Origin of the sequence: Mycobacterium sp. MAA66, assembly GCF_041261665.1 — a bacterium.
Lineage (GTDB): Bacteria > Actinomycetota > Actinomycetes > Mycobacteriales > Mycobacteriaceae > Mycobacterium.
The window spans coordinates 295256-312947 of the sequence record NZ_JBGCCC010000002.1 but is presented as its reverse complement, the minus strand read 5'-3'; the positions used below and the strand labels follow the sequence as shown (position 1 = coordinate 312947).

Sequence of the window (17692 nt, the reverse complement as noted above, 5' to 3'; positions counted from 1 at the left end):
GTGCGCACGGGTTTTGACGTCACGGGCCGTCTTGCCGAAGGTGAGCCGATGCTCGCCGATCTGCAGACCTATGTGGCGGCGTGCGAGGCGCTGGGGCACCGCTACGCAGGACCGGATCTTCGGCAGCTGTACACCGCCGAGAGCGGTCTGGACGTGCAGGCTCTGGACGCAGATCACCGGGTGCTGGTCGCCGCGGCCGATGCTGCGCAGGACGTTTTGAGTTTGCAGGACAATGCATCTCATTCGTTGGCGGATTCTTGGTCGGGGTCGGCGGCGTTGTCGGCCGGTGACTTCGTGGGGCGGCAGGGCGACTCGGCGCGTGCGCTGGTCACCGGGCTACGACGGGCCGCTGACGCGCTGGCGGTGCTGCGCGATGACTTGTGTCGGGCGGTGGACGGCAAGGTGGCGGCGGTGCTTGCAGCCGGCGATCGCGCGGCCGCACAGCGCCACGGGTGGACGGCGGCGGCGCTGACGGTGCTGGGCGGCGGCGGTGATCGGGCCGCCGCCAGTGAGGTGGTTGATCAGCAGATCAAGCCGTTCGTGGATTCCGTGGTCTACGGCGAGCTCGCAGGTACGTTGCAAGCTGCAAGCAATGACGTTGCCAATTCCTATGATTCGGCGTTGTCGGCGGTACGGCCCGGCGTGGTCGGGTTCGAGGTGCCGGGGGAGTTCGGTGGCGGGGCGTGGCGGTCTTTCGGGAGCGGGCCTTCCGAGGCGGTCGCTCATGTTCCAGCGATCGGCAACGCTGCGACATTCGGCGGTATCCCGTCGGCCGCCGTCCCCCTGATCGGTAATGCAGCGGCTCCCGCGGTGCCCACCGCGCTGGCCGCGCCGAGTACTGTTCCGGCTGCCGCGCCCATCGATGTGGGAGCTGCGCCTGCGGCGGCTCCGGTGGCTCCTGCTGCTGCGCCGCCGGCGCCCGAACCGGCGTTGCCGATGTCGGCGTCGTCGGGGTTGCCCGGTGATCTCGGAATAGGTTCGGCGGTTGGCGGATTCGGGAAACAGCTGGCCGACATCCTCGGCGGGGCGCTCGGCTCGGCCGCCGGGCTGGTCCCGGACGGGGCGGCGCTGGGAGATCTGACCGGCGGCCCCGGTGCGGGAGTCGACGTTGCCGACGATCCCGGAACCGATCCCGACGACGACGGTGAATCCGATACTTCCGACGGCGAAGACGACGGCGAGGCGAAGGTGGCCGATTCGGCCGCGGAAGATGCTGCTGGAGCAGAAGACTCGCCCGAATCGAAGCCGGCCGTGCCCGCGGCGCCGCCGGAATCGCAGACTCCGGCGGCGACACCGCCGCCGAATCCGGTGCCTGCCGACGCGCTGGTCGGTGAGGCTCCGCCCGCCGAACCCGTTGCGGTGCACGAACGGCCGATCGACAAGACACCGTGCCAGATCGCCGCCGATGAGCTACCGCAGGTGGGTGAGTGAGCTCAGTACTGCGACAGCACGGGCGACGTCGGATTCGGTTGCCGACCCGTAGCCGAGCACCAACGCGGGTGGGGCCGACGCCGGGTCGGCCCGGTTCCAGCGCGCACCGCCGACCAGCACGCCGCGGTCGTATGCGCCTGCAACGACAGCATCCTCGTCGCAGTGCTGGGGAAGTTGAAGGTACAGGTGTAGCCCTGCCGCGACGCCCATGGGAGTGGCGGCGGGAAGCGAGTTGGCCAGCGCGGCGAGCACGGCATCGCGTCGTCGTCGGTACACCGGGCGGACCCGACGGAGATGGCTCGCCATCCCTCCACCGGCGACAAACCGGGCGAACGCCAGCTGCTCGAGCAGCGGGCTGCCCATGTCGTCGTAGAGCTTCTGCTGCGCCATCTCGTGAATCAGCCAGGGCGGCAGGGCAACCCAACCGATCCGCAGTGCAGGGGTCAGGGTCTTGCTGGCGCACCCGGCATGGGCGACCAGGTCTGGCGCCAGCCCTTGCAGGGCACCGATGGGGCGGCGGTCGTAGCGGAACTCGGCGTCGTAGTCGTCTTCGATGATCAGGGCATGGCGTCGGCGGGCCCAGGCGATCAGGGCGGCCCGCCGGCCCGGACTCAGCACCACCCCGGTCGGATAGGAATGTGCCGGTGCCACCAGCACCGCGTCGGCTTCGAGGTCGTCGAGGCGCTCCACCTCGAGTCCGTCGCGATCGACCGGAACCGGCAACGCGTCCAACCCGGCATTGGTGATGGTGTCGCGGTGGAAGCTGAAGCACGGGTCTTCCACGGCGATGGCGCGGCCGCCGCGGGCCCGCAGTGTTCGTGCCAGGAGCGTCACCGCCTGGGTGATTCCCGTTGTCACCTGGACATTTTCGGCCGTTGTCGACACACCGCGGACCCGGGCCAGGTAGTCGGTGAGTGCGTGACGCAGAGCCGGTGCGCCGAGCGGTCCCGGATACGTCAACTCGTCGTTGGGTATCGCATTGATCGCGGCGCGGTAATGGCGCAACCACTCGGCGCGGGGAAACAATGCGGGGTCGGGAAGTCCGCCGATGAGCCGAATGGCCTTGGGTGCAACGGTGGCCGGCTCGGGCGAGGGCACCGCCCGGCCTGACTGAAGCACCCTGGTGCCTGAGCCTTGGCGTCCGGACAGATAGCCGTCCGAGGTCAGATGCTCGTATGCGGTGACCACGACGCTGCGCGAAACACCCAACTGCTGAGCCAGGATTCGAGACGCGGGCAGCAACGTGCCCTCCGCGAGACGACCGTGCTGGATGGCGGTGCGCAACTGGTGCTGCAGTTGGACAGCAAGCCCGGTGCGAGCCGACCGGTCGAGGTCCAGCAAGATGTCGGCCGGAAAGCCGTCAAGATTGGTCTGCTGAATTGCTTCAAAATTGGACCCTGACACGGACCAATCGTAGAGCGCAGGCTGAGTGTCATGACCGATTTGCATCATGTCTCCCGCGCGCTGGCCCAACCGGTTATCACCGGGTGGATGCCGGGCCCGGTAGCTCCGGCCGGACTTGCGGTGGTGGTCAGCGTCACCGACTTTGCCTCGCAGCAGCGTCGGGACCTACCGGGGATCGCCTATCGCGGGATGCGGATGCGCGAAGGCTGGTACGCGATGCCGGGCGCGATCGGACTGTGGTTGTGGAGCCTGCCTGCGGCCGGCAGGAGCGGTTCGATCTCGGTCTGGGAGAGCGCAGATGCCTTGCAGCAGTTCATCACTCTGCCGCGGCACCTGGACATCATGGCGCGTTATCGGGACCGCGGTAGCGTGCACTCGACCAGCTGGGAAGCTGACCGGTTCGACTCCGCCGAGACCGTGCGACGGGCGTGCGAGTGGATCGGTGAGCGGTCGTAACGACGGGCGGTCATGACGCCGGCTGGGACCCGCTGGCCGGTGCCGGGTTGGGCGTCTGGGCCAGATCGATGCAGTCGGTCATGCCGTTGGAGGAGGCGTCGCGATCGGTCAGCGGGTCGAGCCCGAAGTTGGCCTCGCAGAACTTGAGCAGGCTGACGTGCGAGTTGAGCTGGCTGCTGACGTGGCCGGGTTTGGCGTACGGCCCGACCACCAGGCACGGCACCCGGGAGCCGTAACGAAATGGCTGCCCGTCGAACTCGGCGAATTCGTCGTCGGGCCGTTGTGCGTGGGTGTGGTCCCAGGTCTCGACGACAGCTGGTTCGACGTGGTCGTACCAGCCGCCCCAGTCGTCCCAGGTGATGAAGATGGCGACCTGGTCCCATAACCCGCCGTCGACGATGGCTTGGATCTGCTGGACAGTCCAGGTCATCCCGTCGGTGACGTTTTGGGTGGGGTGTTCGGACAGATCGGGTTTGCCGTCGCCGTACACCCACGAGACCGCGGGGAGAGTGCCTGCGCGGGCATGGGTTTCGAATACATCGCGGCCGTGGTTGTTGCCGTGCGTCTGCAGGCCGTCGATGTAGGCGAAGGCATAGCCGCCGTAGTTGCCCCACGACAAGCCCGCTTTGTCCAGCGTGGCCGGCAGTGATGGCAGTTGGAAGCGGTCGGTGGGGGACGGGCGGTAGTGGTGATGTGGGTTGTTGATGACCGGGGAGTCAGCGCAGATCAGCATCAGATGATTCGGGGTCGACGGGCCGGCGACTTCGGAGAAGTAGTTGTCGCACAAGGTGAATCGGCGGGCCAGGTCGAAATAGCCGGGCAGGTCGGCCTCGGTGTACTGCACCCGGAATGTGGGGTCCGACGCCCGGTTCATCCAGGTCTGGTGCTTGTGGTCGGGATCGGATGGTGGCGGATTCTGCGCCTGGTCCAGCGTGACGCCATTGGCACCGGGGAACGTGCCGAAGTAGTTGTCGAACGTGTGATTTTCCTTGACGATGATCACGACGTGTTCGATCGGATTGGCCATCAGCCCAGTCTCGCCGGGTACTGGACATCGAACGGTGTACGGCCAGTGAACAGTTCTCCGCCGAAAAGGTGACTAGCCCTTCAGCAGGGCGACGACCTTGTCCTCCAGTGCGGCGGGCTCGGCGCCGGGTTCGGTCGCGACGGTCTTGGGCAGCACGGCGTCGGCGTCGGCGAAATCCCTATACGTCTTGTCCCCGGTGAGCACATGTAGCAGGTACCCGGTCAACAGGGCCCGAACCGACCTCTGGGTGCCGCGGTCGGCGCCCGGCAGCCCCACGACCCGGCCCACCCGGAATCCCTCTATCAGCCCGCCGGGCTGCGCCTTGGCCACGGTGCGCAACGTCGCCGTGCGCCAGGCCGCCGCCAACTCGCTCGCGTTCGACTGCAGGGCCAACTCATGACCCGGCGCGGACAGGATCAGACCGGGAATCCGCAGCCCCGCGCCGGGTTCTTCGGCGGCGGGTTTGCTCACCGACGGGAACAGCGCGGCGACAGTCTTCGGCGCATTGGGCGCCGAGCCCAGGCCGGCCGCCGCGAACACTGCGGCCGACCCGCCGAATCCGTGGCCGACCAAACCCAACTTCGTGGGGTGCACGCTGATCTGCCCGGGTCCCAGGCGCACGCCGGTGATGATGTCCAAGGTGTTGCCCAGGTCATAGGCCAGGTTCAGCACTGACGGAGCGATGCCGGTCTCGGTGTTCGGCGCGGCCGCCACGACGCCCCAGGACGCCAGGTGCTCCAGGGTTCCGGTGTAACGTGCGACACCCGTCACCCAGTCGTGGCCGAACGCCACGCCGGGCAGGTTCGTCCCCGACTCCGGGGTGTAGACAACGCCGGGAAGACCGGCAAATGCCAGGTCGCCGCGCAGAACGCGGTGCGGTCCGCGTCGCGTCAGGGCAGCGAAGAGCTGCTTGGTCTTGGCCACTCGATGACCGTAGCGCAGTGCCGGTGATTCGTACCGCACTCACGGGCGGGAGCGCACCGGAGTCACTGCATTACCCTGGACAACTATGTGTGGAATCGTCGGCTATGTGGGGCAGAGGCCTGCCCGCGGCATCGTGGTCGACGCGCTGCGCCGGATGGAATACCGCGGGTACGACTCCGCCGGCGTCGCCCTGGTGGACGGCAATGGCGGTCTGACCATTCGTCGGCGCGCCGGACGGCTGGCCAATCTGGAAGCGGCGCTCGCCGAGACCGATGACGCCGTGCTCGCCGGCAGCACCGGCATGGGGCACACCCGGTGGGCCACCCATGGCCGCCCGACGGACCGCAACGCGCACCCACACTGCGATGCCGCCGACAAGATCGCGGTGGTCCACAACGGCATCATCGAGAACTTCGCGGTGCTGCGCGCCGAGCTGGAGTCGACCGGTGTCGAGTTCCTCAGTGACACCGATACCGAGGTGGCCGTTCATCTGGTCGCCCGCGAGTACCGGCAGGGCGCGAACGCCGGCGACTTCGTCGCCTCGGTGCTGGCGGTGCTGCGCCGCCTCGAGGGCCACTTCACCCTGGTGTTCGCCAACGCCGACGAGCCGGGCACCATCGTCGCGGCCCGCCGCTCCACCCCGCTGGTGGTCGGCGTCGGCGACGGCGAGATGTTCATCGGATCTGACGTCGCGGCGTTCATCGAGCACACCCGTGACGCCGTCGAACTTGGTCAGGACCAGGCCGTGGTGATCACCGCCGACGGCTACCGGATCTACGACTTCGACGGCAACGACGACGCCGCGCACGCCCGCCCGTTCCACATCGACTGGGATCTGTCCGCCGCCGAAAAGGGTGGATACGACTACTTCATGTACAAGGAGATCGCCGAGCAGCCCACGGCGGTGTCCGACACCCTGCTCGGCCACTTCGTCGACGGCCGCATCGTGCTCGACGAGCAGCGGCTCTCCGACGGCGACCTGCGCGACATCGACAAGGTGTTCATCGTCGCGTGCGGTACCGCGTACCACTCGGGTCTGCTGGCCAAGTACGCCATCGAGCACTGGACCCGGCTGCCCGTCGAGGTCGAGCTGGCCAGCGAATTCCGTTACCGCGACCCGGTTTTGGATCGCAGCACCCTGGTGATCGCCATCTCGCAGTCCGGCGAGACCGCGGACACCCTGGAAGCCGTCCGGCACGCCAAGGACCAGAAGGCCAAGGTGCTGGCGATCTGCAACACCAACGGTTCGCAGATTCCGCGTGAGGCCGACGCGGTGCTGTACACCCGGGCCGGTCCGGAGATCGGCGTCGCGGCCACCAAGACATTCTTGGCGCAGCTGGCGGCGAACTACCTGGTCGGGCTGGCGCTGGCGCAGGCCCGCGGCACCAAGTACCCGGACGAAGTGGCCCGCGAATACCGCGAGCTGGAGGCCATGCCGGCCCTGGTCGAGCAGGTGCTGGGCCGGCTGGAGCCGATCGCCGAGCTGGGCCGCCGGTTCGCGAGTTCTCCGACCGTTCTGTTCCTGGGGCGCCACGTCGGTTACCCGGTGGCGCTGGAGGGTGCGCTCAAGCTCAAGGAACTGGCGTACATGCACGCCGAGGGGTTTGCGGCCGGCGAGCTCAAGCACGGTCCGATCGCGCTGATCGACGACGACCTTCCGGTGATCGTCGTGATGCCGTCGCCCAAGGGTGCCGCGATGCTGCACTCCAAGCTGCTGTCGAACATCCGGGAGATCCAGGCCCGCGGTGCGGTGACCATCGTCATCGCCGAGGAAGGCGATGAGACGGTGCGGCCCTACGCGGACCACATCTTCGAGATCCCAGCGACGTCAACGCTTTTCCAGCCGTTGTTGTCGACCATCCCGCTGCAGATCTTTGCGGCGTCGGTGGCTCGGGAGCGTGGCTATGACGTCGACAAGCCGCGGAACCTGGCCAAGTCGGTCACCGTCGAATAGCACGCCTCCTGGCGTCTGCGGGTGTTGCGCAACAGCATTCGTGTGCCTGACGGCTGATCAGCCGCCGACTGCGACGATGTACCCGCCGATGCCCAGGGCGCAGGCGACGCCGCACAGCACCAGGGTGCCGACGGCGAACGGCCAGCCCCGACTACGGCGCGTCAGCTGTACGACGGTCACCGTCGTACCCGCGATCGCGATGAGTCCCGCGATGGTGAACCCGGTCATCGCCGCGGTGACACCCGCGTCGACATGACATGTGGCGGGCGGACAGTAATCGGTGAACGCCATCATGAACACGGCCAGGACTGCGCCGACGCCGCCGCCGATGAACGTGAGCACCAGCGCGACGATCGACGCGGCGAGATCGCCGCTGGAGATCGGCGGCTTCGCCGGTAGCGGTGGCGGGTAGCCGTAGGTCATGACCGTCGATGGTAGGCGTGCCCGGAGCGCAATTTGCTGCTGCCACTGGTGAGGCCAAGACATTGTTGGCATGCTGCTTTGGTTATGGGCGACTTGGGAGTGGCCGGCGCTTGGCTCCTGCTGGCGGTTGTCGTGATCGGTGCGGTGTGCCTGGCGATCGGCTGTGTACTCCTGGCCCGCCGCATCGTCGACCGGGACACCGGCCCAGAACACAACTCGGTGCTGTCGCCATTTCTCACCGTCGTCGGACTGGTGTACGGCGCGCTGCTCGGATTCACCGTCGTCGTGGGGTGGCAGCAGTTCCTGTCGGCGGAGACCAACGTTTTCAACGAGGCGTCGACGTTGACGACGCTGTACCGCCAGACCGTCGCGATGCCGCAGCCCGAGCAGGCCCAGGCCCGCGAGCAGTTGCGTAGGTACGCCGCTGCGGTGCAGGGTCCCGAGTGGGGTAGAGATGAATTCGGTGACATCGGCAACAGCGGCAGGTCCGCGCTCACCCAGCTGTATCGCATTGTGGGAAGCGGCAATTCGGGTGCCTCTGCGAGCCCGGTCGATCAGCAGTTCCTCAGTCAACTGACGGTGTTGGCATCTGATCGCAGCGCCCGCATCCTGAACGCCAAGCAGCGAATCCCCGCTCTGTTGTGGTGCGCATTGGTATTCGGCGGAACGGTACTGATCCTGCTGACCAGTTTCATGCGGCTCGCGAACAACCGTGCGCACGAGATCCTGGTCAGCGCCGTGACCGTCCTGTTGGCCTTGCTGCTTTACGTCATCTACACCCTCGACCATCCGTTCGGCCAGATCGGCGTCACTCCGCAACCGTTTGCCCACGCCGTGGCGGTGTTCGACCTCGTCGACAAAGGAACCTGACCGCGACGGTCCACCACCGATTCCTCGGAAGCGATACGGCCCGCAAATCCGGCGGTCAGCGTAATCTGTTGGCGCGCACCTAACGAGCGATCGGGGGCTGATGCGTTACTACTACACGGCCGACGCGATCCGCGGAGCCGAAGCACTGCTGCTTGCATCCCTGCCCGACGGCGTGCTGATGCGGCGGGCGGCATACGGCTTGGCCAACGAGATCATCGCCGAGCTCAAGCACCGCACCGGAGGTGTCGTCGGACGGCAGGTCTGTGCGGTCGTGGGTTCAGGCGACAACGGCGGTGATGCCCTGTGGGCGGCTACCTTCCTGCGCCGGCGTGGGGTTGGCGCAACAGCGGTGTTGCTCAACCCGGAGCGTGCGCATGCGAAGGGGCTCAACGCTTTCCGCAATTCCGGTGGCAGGATTGTCGAAAACATCCCGGCGGCAACCGATCTGGTGATCGATGGGGTGGTCGGCATCGGAGCCTCCGGCCCGTTGCGTCCCGCTGCCGCAGCGGTGTTCGAGGCCAACGCCGCGCCGGTGGTTGCCGTCGACGTGCCCAGCGGGCTCGATGTGTACACTGGCGCCGCCGAGGGCCCCTACGTCCACGCTGCCGTCACTGTCACCTTCGGTGGACTCAAACCTGTTCATGCACTGGGTGATTGCGGCCGGGTGGAACTGGTCGACATCGGCCTGGAGCTGACATCCTCAGACGTTCGGTCCTGTGATGGTGCCGACGTACGCGCCAGCTGGCCGGTGCCCGGACCACACGACGACAAGTACAGTCAGGGTGTCACCGGCATCCTGGCGGGCTCGGCGACCTACCCCGGTGCGGCCCTGCTCAGCACCGGTGCTGCGGTTGCTGCCACCTCCGGAATGGTCCGCTATGCCGGGGCCGCGCATGCCGAAGTGGTATCGCATTGGCCGGAAGTTGTTGTGGCGGCCAATGCTTCGTCCGCAGGCCGGGTTCAGGCCTGGGTGGTCGGGCCGGGCTTGGGCATCGACGCGGCCTGTGAGGATGCGCTGCGCTTCGCGCTGAATACCGACCTGCCGGTGATCGTCGACGCCGATGCGCTGACGTTACTGGCCAGAGATCTCGACCTGGTCATCGACCGCGCGGCTCCGACGGTATTGACTCCGCATGCCGGTGAATTCGCCCGTCTCGCAGGCGATCCACCCGGCGCCGACCGAGTCGGCGCCACTCGCGCGCTCGCCGACCGCCTCGGCGCGACGGTCCTGTTGAAGGGCAACGTCACCGTCGTCGCCGCTCCGGATGGTGGTCCGGTCTATCTCAACCGGGCCGGTCAATCCTGGGCCGCCACCGCTGGATCCGGCGATGTGCTGTCGGGCATCGTCGGTGCTTTGCTGGCCGCCGGACTCGCACCGGCGCGGGCCGCCGCGATGGCGGCGTTCGTGCACGCCCGCGCCGCCGGAATGTCTGCCGCCGACCCCGGACCGCGGCCGGTGCCGACTTCGGCACTGCGCATCCTGTCCCACCTCCGGGCCGCCATCGCTTCCCTGTAACCGAAAGGAATACCCATGTCGCACAGACATGTTCACGCATCAACCATGAGCCCCGCATACACCGGGCGATTGTCCACCGCGCCGGTGCCGTCGCTGCGGCTACCCGACGACCCGATGGACCCGCAGGCTGCCTATCGCTTCATCCACGACGAACTGATGCTGGACGGCAGCTCCCGGCTGAACCTCGCGACGTTCGTCACCACCTGGATGGACCCCGAAGCCGAGAAGCTGATGGCCGAGACGTTCGACAAGAACATGATCGACAAGGACGAATACCCGGCCACCGCAGCGATCGAGGCCCGCTGTGTGTCCATGGTGGCCGATCTGTTCCACGCCGTAGGCCTGCGTGACGACGATCCGTCGTCGGCGACCGGGGTGTCCACCATCGGGTCCAGCGAGGCGGTGATGCTGGCCGGGCTTGCCCTCAAATGGCGCTGGCGCGAGAAGGTCGGCGATCACCAGGGCCGGACACCCAACATGATCATGGGCTCCAACGTCCAGGTGGTGTGGGAGAAGTTCTGTCGGTACTTCGATGTCGAGCCGCGCTACCTGCCGATGGCCGAGGGGCGGTATGTCATCACCCCGGAGCAGGTGCTGGCCGCCGTCGACGAGGACACCATCGGTGTGGTCGGCATCCTGGGAACCACCTTCACCGGCGAGCTGGAACCCATCGCCGAAATCTGCGCGGCCCTGGATAAATTGGCCGCCGACGGCGGTCCGGACGTGCCGGTGCACGTTGACGGTGCCAGTGGCGGTTTCGTGGTGCCGTTTCTGCACCCCGATCTGGAGTGGGACTTCCGGCTGCCCCGGGTGGTGTCGATCAACGTCAGCGGCCACAAGTACGGGTTGACTTACCCCGGCATCGGCTTCGTGGTCTGGCGCAGCAAGGAGCACCTGCCCGAAGACCTGGTGTTCCGGGTCAACTATCTGGGCGGCGACATGCCCACCTTCACCCTGAACTTCTCGCGGCCCGGCAACCAGGTCGTCGGGCAGTACTACAACTTCCTGCGGTTGGGCCGGGCCGGTTACACCCAGGTCATGCGGTGCCTGTCGAGTACCGCCCGGTGGATCGGCGACGAGCTGCGCAAGAGCGAGCACTTCGAGGTGATCTCCGACGGTTCGGCCATCCCGGTGGTGGCGTGCCGACTCAAGGGTAAGCGCGGCTACACCGAGTTCGACGTATCGCACGCGTTGCGCGCCTACGGCTGGCAGGTGCCCGCGTACACCATGCCCGACGATGTGACCGACATCGCGGTGTTGCGGGTAGTGGTGCGTGAGGGGTTCTCGGCGGATCTGGCCCGAGCCTTGCGTGACGACCTGATCACCGTGTTGAACAGCCTGGATGAGCTCAAGCCGCAAGGCCACTTCGATGAGCAGCAGCCGTTCGCCCACTGATCGGCTGCCGGTCCGACGAACGTGAGCTTGTGTTCGAGATTTTCTGAAATTTTGGTGCATTAGCTCACGTTCGACGTGCGTCGGGCGCCCACCGGGCAGTGTCTGGGAGAATCGGGGTGACATGACCGAGTCCCATCTCCCGACGCTCCCCATCCCGACTGCACAAGCGCTGGTCGACCTGGGTGCCGTCGCGCACAACGTGCGACTTTTGCGGGAGCGCGCCGGCAACGCAGCGGTGATGGCGGTGGTCAAAGCCGACGGCTACGGGCACGGCGCGCCGCAGGTGGCGCGCGCCGCGCTCACCGCCGGAGCCGCCGAACTGGGCGTCACCAATGTCGGCGAGGCACTCGCGCTGCGGCAGGCCGGTATCACCGCACCGGTGCTGTCCTGGCTGAACCTGCCGGGTACCGACTTCGCCGCCGCGCTGAGCGCCGACGTCCAGGTCGCGGTGTCCTCGATGAGACAGCTCGACGACGTGCTGGACGCGGTGCGGCGCACCGGTCGGACCGCGGTTGTCACCGTCAAGGTCGATACCGGGCTCAGCCGCAACGGCGTCAGCCCCGGCGAGTATCCGGCGTTGCTCGACGCGATGGCGCGGGCCACCGCCGACGGTGCGATTCGTCCCCGCGGCATCATGAGTCACTTGGCTTGCGGCGATGACCCGGACAACCCGACCAACGACCTACAGGCCGCGCGGCTGACCGCGGCGCGGCAGCAGGCAGCGGCCGCCGGAGTGCAGTTCGAAGTGGCCCACCTGGCCAACTCGCCGGCCGCCCTCACCCGGCCGGACCTGGCCTTCGACCTGATTCGGCCCGGCATCGCAGTGTATGGGCAGACGCCGATTCCGGCGCTCGGTGACTTCGGCTTGCGACCCGTCATGACGCTGAAATGCCCTGTCGCCGTGGTGCGTTCGATTCACGCCGGTGACGGGGTGTCGTATGGCCACACCTGGATCGCGGATCGGGACACCAATGTGGCGCTGATCCCGCTGGGGTATGCCGACGGCGTGTTCCGCAGCCTCAGTGGCCGCATCGAGGTGCTCATCAACGGTGTGCGCTACCGCAACGTCGGGCGAATCTGTATGGACCAGTTCGTTGTTGACCTCGGTCCCGGTGACACCGGAGTCCAGATCGGTGACGAGGCTGTGTTGTTCGGCCCCGGTGATGGCGGCGAGATGACTGCGCAGGACTGGGCCGCGGTGGCGGGCACCATCAACTACGAGATCGTCACCAGTCCACGCGGCCGGGTGGCACGCACCTACCGCCAGGCGACGGGCGCAATGCGTTGAGCGACAACAAGAATCCGGTGATCCGGGATCACCGTAGGGATGTCCGCTGGCTGGCCGGGGTAGCCGGTATCACAGCGGTGGGCTCGGTGGCCGGGGTTAGCGTGGCCCGATCGGTCCGCCGTCGGGGTGTCATCGACGATCCGTATGCCGACGAAGACTTCACCACGCTGGATGCGGACCGCGGCTGCGTGGTTACCGCCGCCGACGGGGTGTCGTTGGCGGTGCGCGAGGTCGGTCCCAAAGACGCTCGGCTGACCGTGGTGTTCGCTCACGGATTCTGTAACAGCATGGGCTCCTTCCATTTTCAGCGCGCCCGGCTCGCCGAACAGTGGGGCGACCAGGTGCGGATGGTGTTCTACGATCAGCGGGGCCACGGACGGTCGTCCGCCGGACCGGTCGACTCCTACAACGTGCCGCAACTGGGTCAAGATCTGGAATCGGTGCTGCGGGTTATGGTTCCGCGCGGTCCGGTGGTGCTGGTCGGGCATTCCATGGGCGGCATGACTGTGCTGTCGCATGCCCGCCAGTACCCACAACGCTACCCGTCGCGGGTGTGTGGTGTGGCCCTCATTGCTTCTGCGGCCCAGGGTGTTTCGCGGTCTCCGCTCGGTGAGGTGCTGCGTAACCCGGCGGTGGAGGCGGCCAAGGCCGCTGTGCGATTTGCGCCAGGAGCGGTGACCCGTGGCCGCGGCGCGGCGCGATCAGTGCTCAGCCCGGTGCTCAAGGCGGCGTCCTTCGGTGATGTGCAGGTCAGCCCGTCGGTGGTCGCCTATGCCGAGAAGATGATGCACAACACGTCGATCCGCACCACGGTCGAGTTCCTGCATGCCCTTGAGGTGCACGACGAAGCCGGTGCGTTGCCTGTGCTGGAGAAGGTGCCGACCCTGATCGCCTGCGGTGACCGGGATCTGCTGACACCACTGGCCAAATCCGAGGCGATGGCCCGGCAGTGGCCCAAGTCCCAACTTGTGGTTGCCGAAGGGGCTGGGCACATGGTGCACATGGAACAACCCGAGCTGATCAACGAGGCACTCGTCCAGTTCGTGGAGCGCGCCACCCCGTCGCGGTTGATCGCATTGAGTCGGCGCATTCGGCGAAGGGGTCAGCGCAATGGATGACCTGCTGCAGGGCACGGCATTGCTGCCCACCGCTGACGACACGAAGGCCCTGGGTGCCCGGTTCGGTGCGCAGTTGTCGGCTGGTGACGTGGTGGTGCTGACCGGGCCGCTCGGCGCTGGAAAGACCATGCTGGCCAAGGGAATTGCGCAAGGGATGGATGTCGAAGGTCCGGTGACCTCGCCGTCGTATGTATTGGCTCGGGTGCACCCGGCGCGGGTGGCGGGCAAGCCGGCGATGGTGCACGTCGATATGTACCGGCTGCTGGATTCGGGCAGTACCGATTTGATCGGCGAACTCGATTCACTGGACCTGGACACCGACCTTGATGATGCTGTGGTGGTGGTCGAATGGGGCGAGGGTTTGGCGGAGCGACTGTCCGACAGCCACCTGGACCTTCGGCTGGAACGCGCCGATGACGACGCCCGCACCGCAACTTGGCACTGGAGCCGCCCGTGATTCTGGCTATTGATACCGCGACGCCGGCGGTCACCGCGGGCGTCGCGCGCCGTAGCGGCAGTGCCGTCGAGGTGCTGGCGTCCCGGATCACGGTGGACGCGCGTGCCCACGCCGAGCAGTTGACGCCCAATGTGGTTGGCGCTGTTGCCGATGCGGGTATCGGATTCGCTGATATCGAGGCCGTGGTGGTCGGCTGCGGGCCGGGCCCGTTCACCGGACTGCGAGTAGGCATGGCCACCGCCGTTGCGTACGGGCATGCGCTCGGCGTCCCGGTGTACGGGGTATGCAGCCTGGATGCCGTGGCGCCCGGGGTGGCCGGAGAGTTGTTGGTGGTCACCGATGCTCGCCGCCGTGAGGTGTACTGGGCGCGATACTGCGACGGGGTCCGGGTGACGGGGCCTGAGGTCAGTGCGCCGGCCGATGTCTCAACCGGTTCGGGTGTGGTGGCCGGTCCGGCTGCGCAGGCGGCGCTGTTCGAGTTGCCGGCTCTGGATGCCGAGTTCCCGACTGTTGCGGGTCTGGTGGCAGCGGCGGACTGGGGCCGGCCACCGCGTCCGTTGGTGCCGCTGTACCTGCGCCGCCCGGACGCCAAAACCCTCGCCGAGCGGGGGCTGGCGTGAGCATCGAGTACGGCATGTTGGCCGTCGGCGATGCCGATAGGTGTGGCGAACTGGAATCGATCCTGTTCCCCGGGGACGACCCGTGGCCCGCGGTGGCGTTCATCCGTGAGCTCGATGCCACGCACAACCACTATGTGGCGGCCCGGGACGGCCGCGCCCTGATCGGCTACGGCGGGATCAGCAGGCTTGGCCGGAAAGCGCCGTACGAGTACGAGATTCACACCATCGGGGTGGACCCCGATTATCAGGGTCGTGGCGTGGGACGGGCCATGCTGGACCGGCTGCTGTCCATCGCCGGCAGCGACACCGTCTACCTGGAGGTTCGCACCGACAACGCGCCCGCGATCGGTCTGTACGAAAGCGTGGGCTTCGTGAAAATGGGTGTGCGCAAACGCTATTACCGAATCAGTGGTGCGGATGCCTACACCATGCAACGCGAGGGTGTCGCAGACGCGAGGAGCAATTCAAACTCATGACGATCATCCTGGCCATTGAAAGCTCCTGTGATGAAACCGGTGTCGGTATCTGCGAACTGGCGGCCGACGGCACCGTGACACTGCTGGCCGATGAAGTGGCCTCCAGCGTCGACGAACACACCCGGTACGGCGGCGTGGTCCCGGAGATAGCCTCGCGCGCACACCTGGAGGCGTTGGAGCCGACGATGCGACGGGCGTTGTCCGCCGCCGGTATCGAGCGGCCGGACGTGGTCGCGGCCACCATCGGCCCGGGCCTGGCCGGGGCGCTGCTGGTGGGAGTGGCTGCGGCCAAGGCGTATTCGGCCGCGTGGGGGGTGCCGTTCTACGGTGTCAACCATCTGGGCGGGCACCTGGCTGCCGACGTCTACGAGCACGGACCGCTGCCCGAGAGCGTCGGATTGCTGGTCTCGGGTGGGCACACTCATCTGTTGCACGTGCGTTCGTTGGGCGAGCCGATTGAGGAACTCGGCAGCACGGTCGATGACGCGGCAGGGGAGGCGTACGACAAGGTGGCCCGGCTGCTGGGGCTCGGTTATCCGGGCGGCCGGGTGCTCGACGAGCTTGCCCGTCGAGGTGACCGGGACGCCATCGCGTTTCCGCGTGGCATGACCGGCCCACGGGATGATCCATACGCCTTCAGCTTCTCGGGCCTCAAGACCGCGGTGGCCCGGCACATGGAACACAACCCGGATGCCTCCCACGCTGACGTCGCCGCCGGCTTCCAGGAAGCTGTCGCGGATGTGTTGACCCGCAAGGCTGTTCGGGCCGCGACCGACCTCGGGGTGTCGACTCTGCTGATTGCCGGGGGAGTCGCGGCCAACTCTCGGCTGCGGGAGCTGGCCGAAGAACGCTGTGCCGCTGCCGGTTTGACGTTACGGGTGCCCAAGCCCCGGTTGTGCACCGACAATGGTGCGATGATCGCCTCGTTCGCAGCTCATCTGATCGCCGCCGGCGCGCCGCCGTCACGGCTGGACGTGCCAAGCGATCCGGGCCTGCCGGTGATGAAGGGACAGGTAGCTTGAGTTTGGGCAGCGAGGAGCCGGAGGCGGATCGCGGATGACTTCTGACGTCGCCGACAAGTTGGCCATCACCGAATTGCTGTATCGCTACGCCGAACTGATCGATGCCGGCGATTTCGACGGCGTCGGTGCATTACTGGGCCGCGGCACCTTCATGAGCGTCGCGGGCGCGGAGGGCATTGCGGCGCTGTTCGCCAAGAGCACGCGCCGGTTCCCCTCTCACGGCAATACTCCGCGCACCCGGCATCTGGTGCTGAACCCGATCGTGGAGCTCGATGGTTCGACCGCCCGGGCGCGGTCGACCTTCTGCGTGGTGCAGCAGACCGACACCGTTGCGCTGCAGCCGATCGTGGTGGGCCGTTATGCGGATTCGTTCGCGCGCGACGGTGATGGCTGGCATTTCACCGATCGTCAGGCGGATGTGCAGATGGTGGGCGATGTGTCCGACCATCTGTACTTCGCGTTGTAGACAGGCGCGGTCGGCCACGCCGGATCAAGCTGTGCCCGAATTTGGCTGAAGTAACGCCGTGAGCCCTGCGAAGACAACAGTGAGATTGAACTCCCACTGCGCGTCCTCGTTGAATTCTGCGGTCATCGCCACCAGGTTCTGAAACAGCAGGGGGAATTCGGTTCTGTTGGCGCTGCCGATGGCCTCGATGGCCTCCGCGCGCTGCGGGTGCTTTCCGTTCCCGGCGCGCAGCAGGGAATCGCGTGCGGAAGTCAGCGCGAGCTCGATGACGACGTTGGTCGCGCGGGCCGCCTGCTCGACTTCAAAGCCGGCGTCGACAAGCGTTTTGAGCAAGTACTCGGCTTTGTGCAAAGAGGTGAGGCCGAGCGCGCCCTCGATCGGGAATGTGTCGTTGATTCCGAACATACGTATGGCGCGACGCATAGTTTCTGCGAACCAGCGCAGCACAGCACGCCAATCGTCCTGCGACGGTGGGGGAATGCGCGAGAATTCGGACTGGAACACCGCCGTTGCCATCAGCGACAGCAGGGTTTCACGATCGCCGACGTGGTAGTTCAGGGACTTGCGGTCGACGCCCAGAGCGTCGGCCACCGCTTGCATCGTCACCGGCTCCGGTACGACCCCGAGAGCGGCAGAAACGATTTGGTCGCGACTGATCCGTGCCGGACGTCCGCGCCGATTTTGTGACGCAGCTGCTCTGGCTTCACCCGGGTCGTCAGCGCTCACATTTGTCAGCTTAGATTCCCGCATCGCGCACCCACTGACAGTGACCTCACAGCTGGCGGTCAGCAATTGTTGGCTAGTCGGGAAGAAATATTTCGAGCGATCCGGGAAAAATTGTTGAA

At 66.9% G+C, this 17692-nt stretch carries 18 protein-coding genes; 13 read left to right on the top strand and 5 right to left on the bottom strand.

Features of this window, described 5'->3' with window-relative positions; genetic code table 11:
- Positions 1-1431: a hypothetical protein gene (locus tag ABIA30_RS07980; RefSeq protein ID WP_370063920.1), complete on the top strand. Its 1431-nt coding sequence runs from the start codon at positions 1-3 to the stop codon at positions 1429-1431.
- On the opposite strand, the gene ABIA30_RS07975 is transcribed toward ABIA30_RS07980, so the two are convergent.
- Positions 1411-2835: a PLP-dependent aminotransferase family protein gene (locus ABIA30_RS07975; RefSeq protein ID WP_370063918.1), complete on the bottom strand. Its 1425-nt coding sequence runs from the start codon at positions 2833-2835 to the stop codon at positions 1411-1413. The genes ABIA30_RS07980 and ABIA30_RS07975 overlap by 21 nt on opposite strands.
- Before the next feature lie 30 nt (positions 2836-2865).
- Between ABIA30_RS07975 and ABIA30_RS07970 the strand changes: the two genes are divergently transcribed.
- Positions 2866-3291: a hypothetical protein gene (locus tag ABIA30_RS07970; protein WP_370063916.1), complete on the top strand. Its 426-nt coding sequence runs from the start codon at positions 2866-2868 to the stop codon at positions 3289-3291.
- A gap of 10 nt (positions 3292-3301) precedes the next feature.
- Here ABIA30_RS07970 and ABIA30_RS07965 read toward each other — a convergent pair whose 3' ends face one another.
- Entirely contained in the window at positions 3302-4318 is a 1017-nt protein-coding gene (locus ABIA30_RS07965; protein WP_370063914.1) for a phospholipase C, read from the bottom strand.
- 72 nt (positions 4319-4390) lie between these two features.
- Positions 4391-5242 carry a dienelactone hydrolase family protein gene (locus ABIA30_RS07960; protein WP_370063912.1) on the bottom strand — a complete coding sequence of 284 codons (852 nt, stop codon included), beginning with the start codon at positions 5240-5242 and terminating at the stop codon, positions 4391-4393.
- An 85-nt stretch (positions 5243-5327) separates the two neighbouring features.
- Between ABIA30_RS07960 and glmS the strand changes: the two genes are divergently transcribed.
- Positions 5328-7196, top strand: a complete 1869-nt coding sequence (gene glmS, locus ABIA30_RS07955; RefSeq protein WP_370063910.1) for a glutamine--fructose-6-phosphate transaminase (isomerizing) — start codon at positions 5328-5330, stop codon at positions 7194-7196.
- 57 nt (positions 7197-7253) lie between these two features.
- Here glmS and ABIA30_RS07950 read toward each other — a convergent pair whose 3' ends face one another.
- The gene (locus ABIA30_RS07950; protein ID WP_370063908.1) at positions 7254-7619 is read right to left on the bottom strand and encodes a hypothetical protein; all 366 of its coding nucleotides are present in this window, start codon (positions 7617-7619) and stop codon (positions 7254-7256) included.
- Positions 7620-7703: 84 nt separating this feature from the next.
- Between ABIA30_RS07950 and ABIA30_RS07945 the strand changes: the two genes are divergently transcribed.
- From ABIA30_RS07945 to ABIA30_RS07900, 10 genes are all read left to right on the top strand, one after another.
- The gene (locus ABIA30_RS07945) at positions 7704-8489 is read left to right on the top strand and encodes a DUF4239 domain-containing protein (protein WP_370063906.1); all 786 of its coding nucleotides are present in this window, start codon (positions 7704-7706) and stop codon (positions 8487-8489) included.
- Positions 8490-8589: 100 nt separating this feature from the next.
- Positions 8590-10005: an NAD(P)H-hydrate dehydratase gene (locus ABIA30_RS07940; protein WP_370063904.1), complete on the top strand. Its 1416-nt coding sequence runs from the start codon at positions 8590-8592 to the stop codon at positions 10003-10005.
- A gap of 15 nt (positions 10006-10020) precedes the next feature.
- Entirely contained in the window at positions 10021-11400 is a 1380-nt protein-coding gene (locus ABIA30_RS07935; RefSeq protein WP_370063902.1) for a glutamate decarboxylase, read from the top strand.
- A gap of 121 nt (positions 11401-11521) precedes the next feature.
- The gene (alr, locus tag ABIA30_RS07930; protein WP_370063900.1) at positions 11522-12688 is read left to right on the top strand and encodes an alanine racemase; all 1167 of its coding nucleotides are present in this window, start codon (positions 11522-11524) and stop codon (positions 12686-12688) included.
- Positions 12685-13806 (top strand): alpha/beta fold hydrolase, encoded by a 1122-nt coding sequence (locus ABIA30_RS07925; protein WP_370063898.1) that lies wholly within the window; start codon positions 12685-12687, stop codon positions 13804-13806. Before alr ends, ABIA30_RS07925 begins: the two co-directional genes overlap by 4 nt.
- Positions 13799-14263 (top strand): tRNA (adenosine(37)-N6)-threonylcarbamoyltransferase complex ATPase subunit type 1 TsaE, encoded by a 465-nt coding sequence (tsaE, locus tag ABIA30_RS07920; protein WP_370063896.1) that lies wholly within the window; start codon positions 13799-13801, stop codon positions 14261-14263. Before ABIA30_RS07925 ends, tsaE begins: the two co-directional genes overlap by 8 nt.
- Positions 14260-14883, top strand: coding sequence for a tRNA (adenosine(37)-N6)-threonylcarbamoyltransferase complex dimerization subunit type 1 TsaB (gene tsaB, locus ABIA30_RS07915; protein WP_370063894.1), 624 nt, complete (start codon positions 14260-14262; stop codon positions 14881-14883). The genes tsaE and tsaB overlap by 4 nt, the downstream gene beginning before the upstream one ends.
- A gap of 14 nt (positions 14884-14897) precedes the next feature.
- Positions 14898-15359, top strand: coding sequence for a ribosomal protein S18-alanine N-acetyltransferase (gene rimI / locus ABIA30_RS07910; protein ID WP_370065442.1), 462 nt, complete (start codon positions 14898-14900; stop codon positions 15357-15359).
- The gene (gene tsaD, locus ABIA30_RS07905) at positions 15356-16381 is read left to right on the top strand and encodes a tRNA (adenosine(37)-N6)-threonylcarbamoyltransferase complex transferase subunit TsaD (protein WP_370063892.1); all 1026 of its coding nucleotides are present in this window, start codon (positions 15356-15358) and stop codon (positions 16379-16381) included. The genes rimI and tsaD overlap by 4 nt, the downstream gene beginning before the upstream one ends.
- Before the next feature lie 34 nt (positions 16382-16415).
- Complete coding sequence (locus ABIA30_RS07900; RefSeq protein ID WP_370063890.1) at positions 16416-16847, top strand: nuclear transport factor 2 family protein; 432 nt, start codon at positions 16416-16418, stop codon at positions 16845-16847.
- Positions 16848-16871: 24 nt separating this feature from the next.
- Here the strand turns inward: ABIA30_RS07900 and ABIA30_RS07895 are convergent, their stop codons facing one another.
- On the bottom strand, positions 16872-17573 hold the full coding sequence (locus ABIA30_RS07895) for a TetR/AcrR family transcriptional regulator C-terminal domain-containing protein (protein WP_370063888.1): 702 nt from the start codon (positions 17571-17573) through the stop codon (positions 16872-16874).
- Between the last annotated feature and the right edge of the window lie 119 nt (positions 17574-17692).

Bases quoted from the DNA above. Each gene is read 5' to 3' on its own strand.
- tsaD (WP_370063892.1), top strand. From the start codon at position 15,356: ATGACGATCATCCTGGCCATTGAAAGCTCCTGTGATGAAACCGGTGTC.
- ABIA30_RS07945 (WP_370063906.1), top strand. From the start codon at position 7,704: ATGGGCGACTTGGGAGTGGCCGGCGCTTGGCTCCTGCTGGCGGTTGTC.
- rimI (WP_370065442.1), top strand. From the start codon at position 14,898: ATGTTGGCCGTCGGCGATGCCGATAGGTGTGGCGAACTGGAATCGATC.
- ABIA30_RS07950 (WP_370063908.1), bottom strand. From the start codon at position 7,619: ATGACCTACGGCTACCCGCCACCGCTACCGGCGAAGCCGCCGATCTCC.
- alr (WP_370063900.1), top strand. From the start codon at position 11,522: ATGACCGAGTCCCATCTCCCGACGCTCCCCATCCCGACTGCACAAGCG.
- ABIA30_RS07900 (WP_370063890.1), top strand. From the start codon at position 16,416: ATGACTTCTGACGTCGCCGACAAGTTGGCCATCACCGAATTGCTGTAT.
- tsaE (WP_370063896.1), top strand. From the start codon at position 13,799: ATGGATGACCTGCTGCAGGGCACGGCATTGCTGCCCACCGCTGACGAC.
- ABIA30_RS07940 (WP_370063904.1), top strand. From the start codon at position 8,590: ATGCGTTACTACTACACGGCCGACGCGATCCGCGGAGCCGAAGCACTG.
- ABIA30_RS07970 (WP_370063916.1), top strand. From the start codon at position 2,866: ATGACCGATTTGCATCATGTCTCCCGCGCGCTGGCCCAACCGGTTATC.
- ABIA30_RS07965 (WP_370063914.1), bottom strand. From the start codon at position 4,318: ATGGCCAATCCGATCGAACACGTCGTGATCATCGTCAAGGAAAATCAC.
- ABIA30_RS07935 (WP_370063902.1), top strand. From the start codon at position 10,021: ATGTCGCACAGACATGTTCACGCATCAACCATGAGCCCCGCATACACC.
- glmS (WP_370063910.1), top strand. From the start codon at position 5,328: ATGTGTGGAATCGTCGGCTATGTGGGGCAGAGGCCTGCCCGCGGCATC.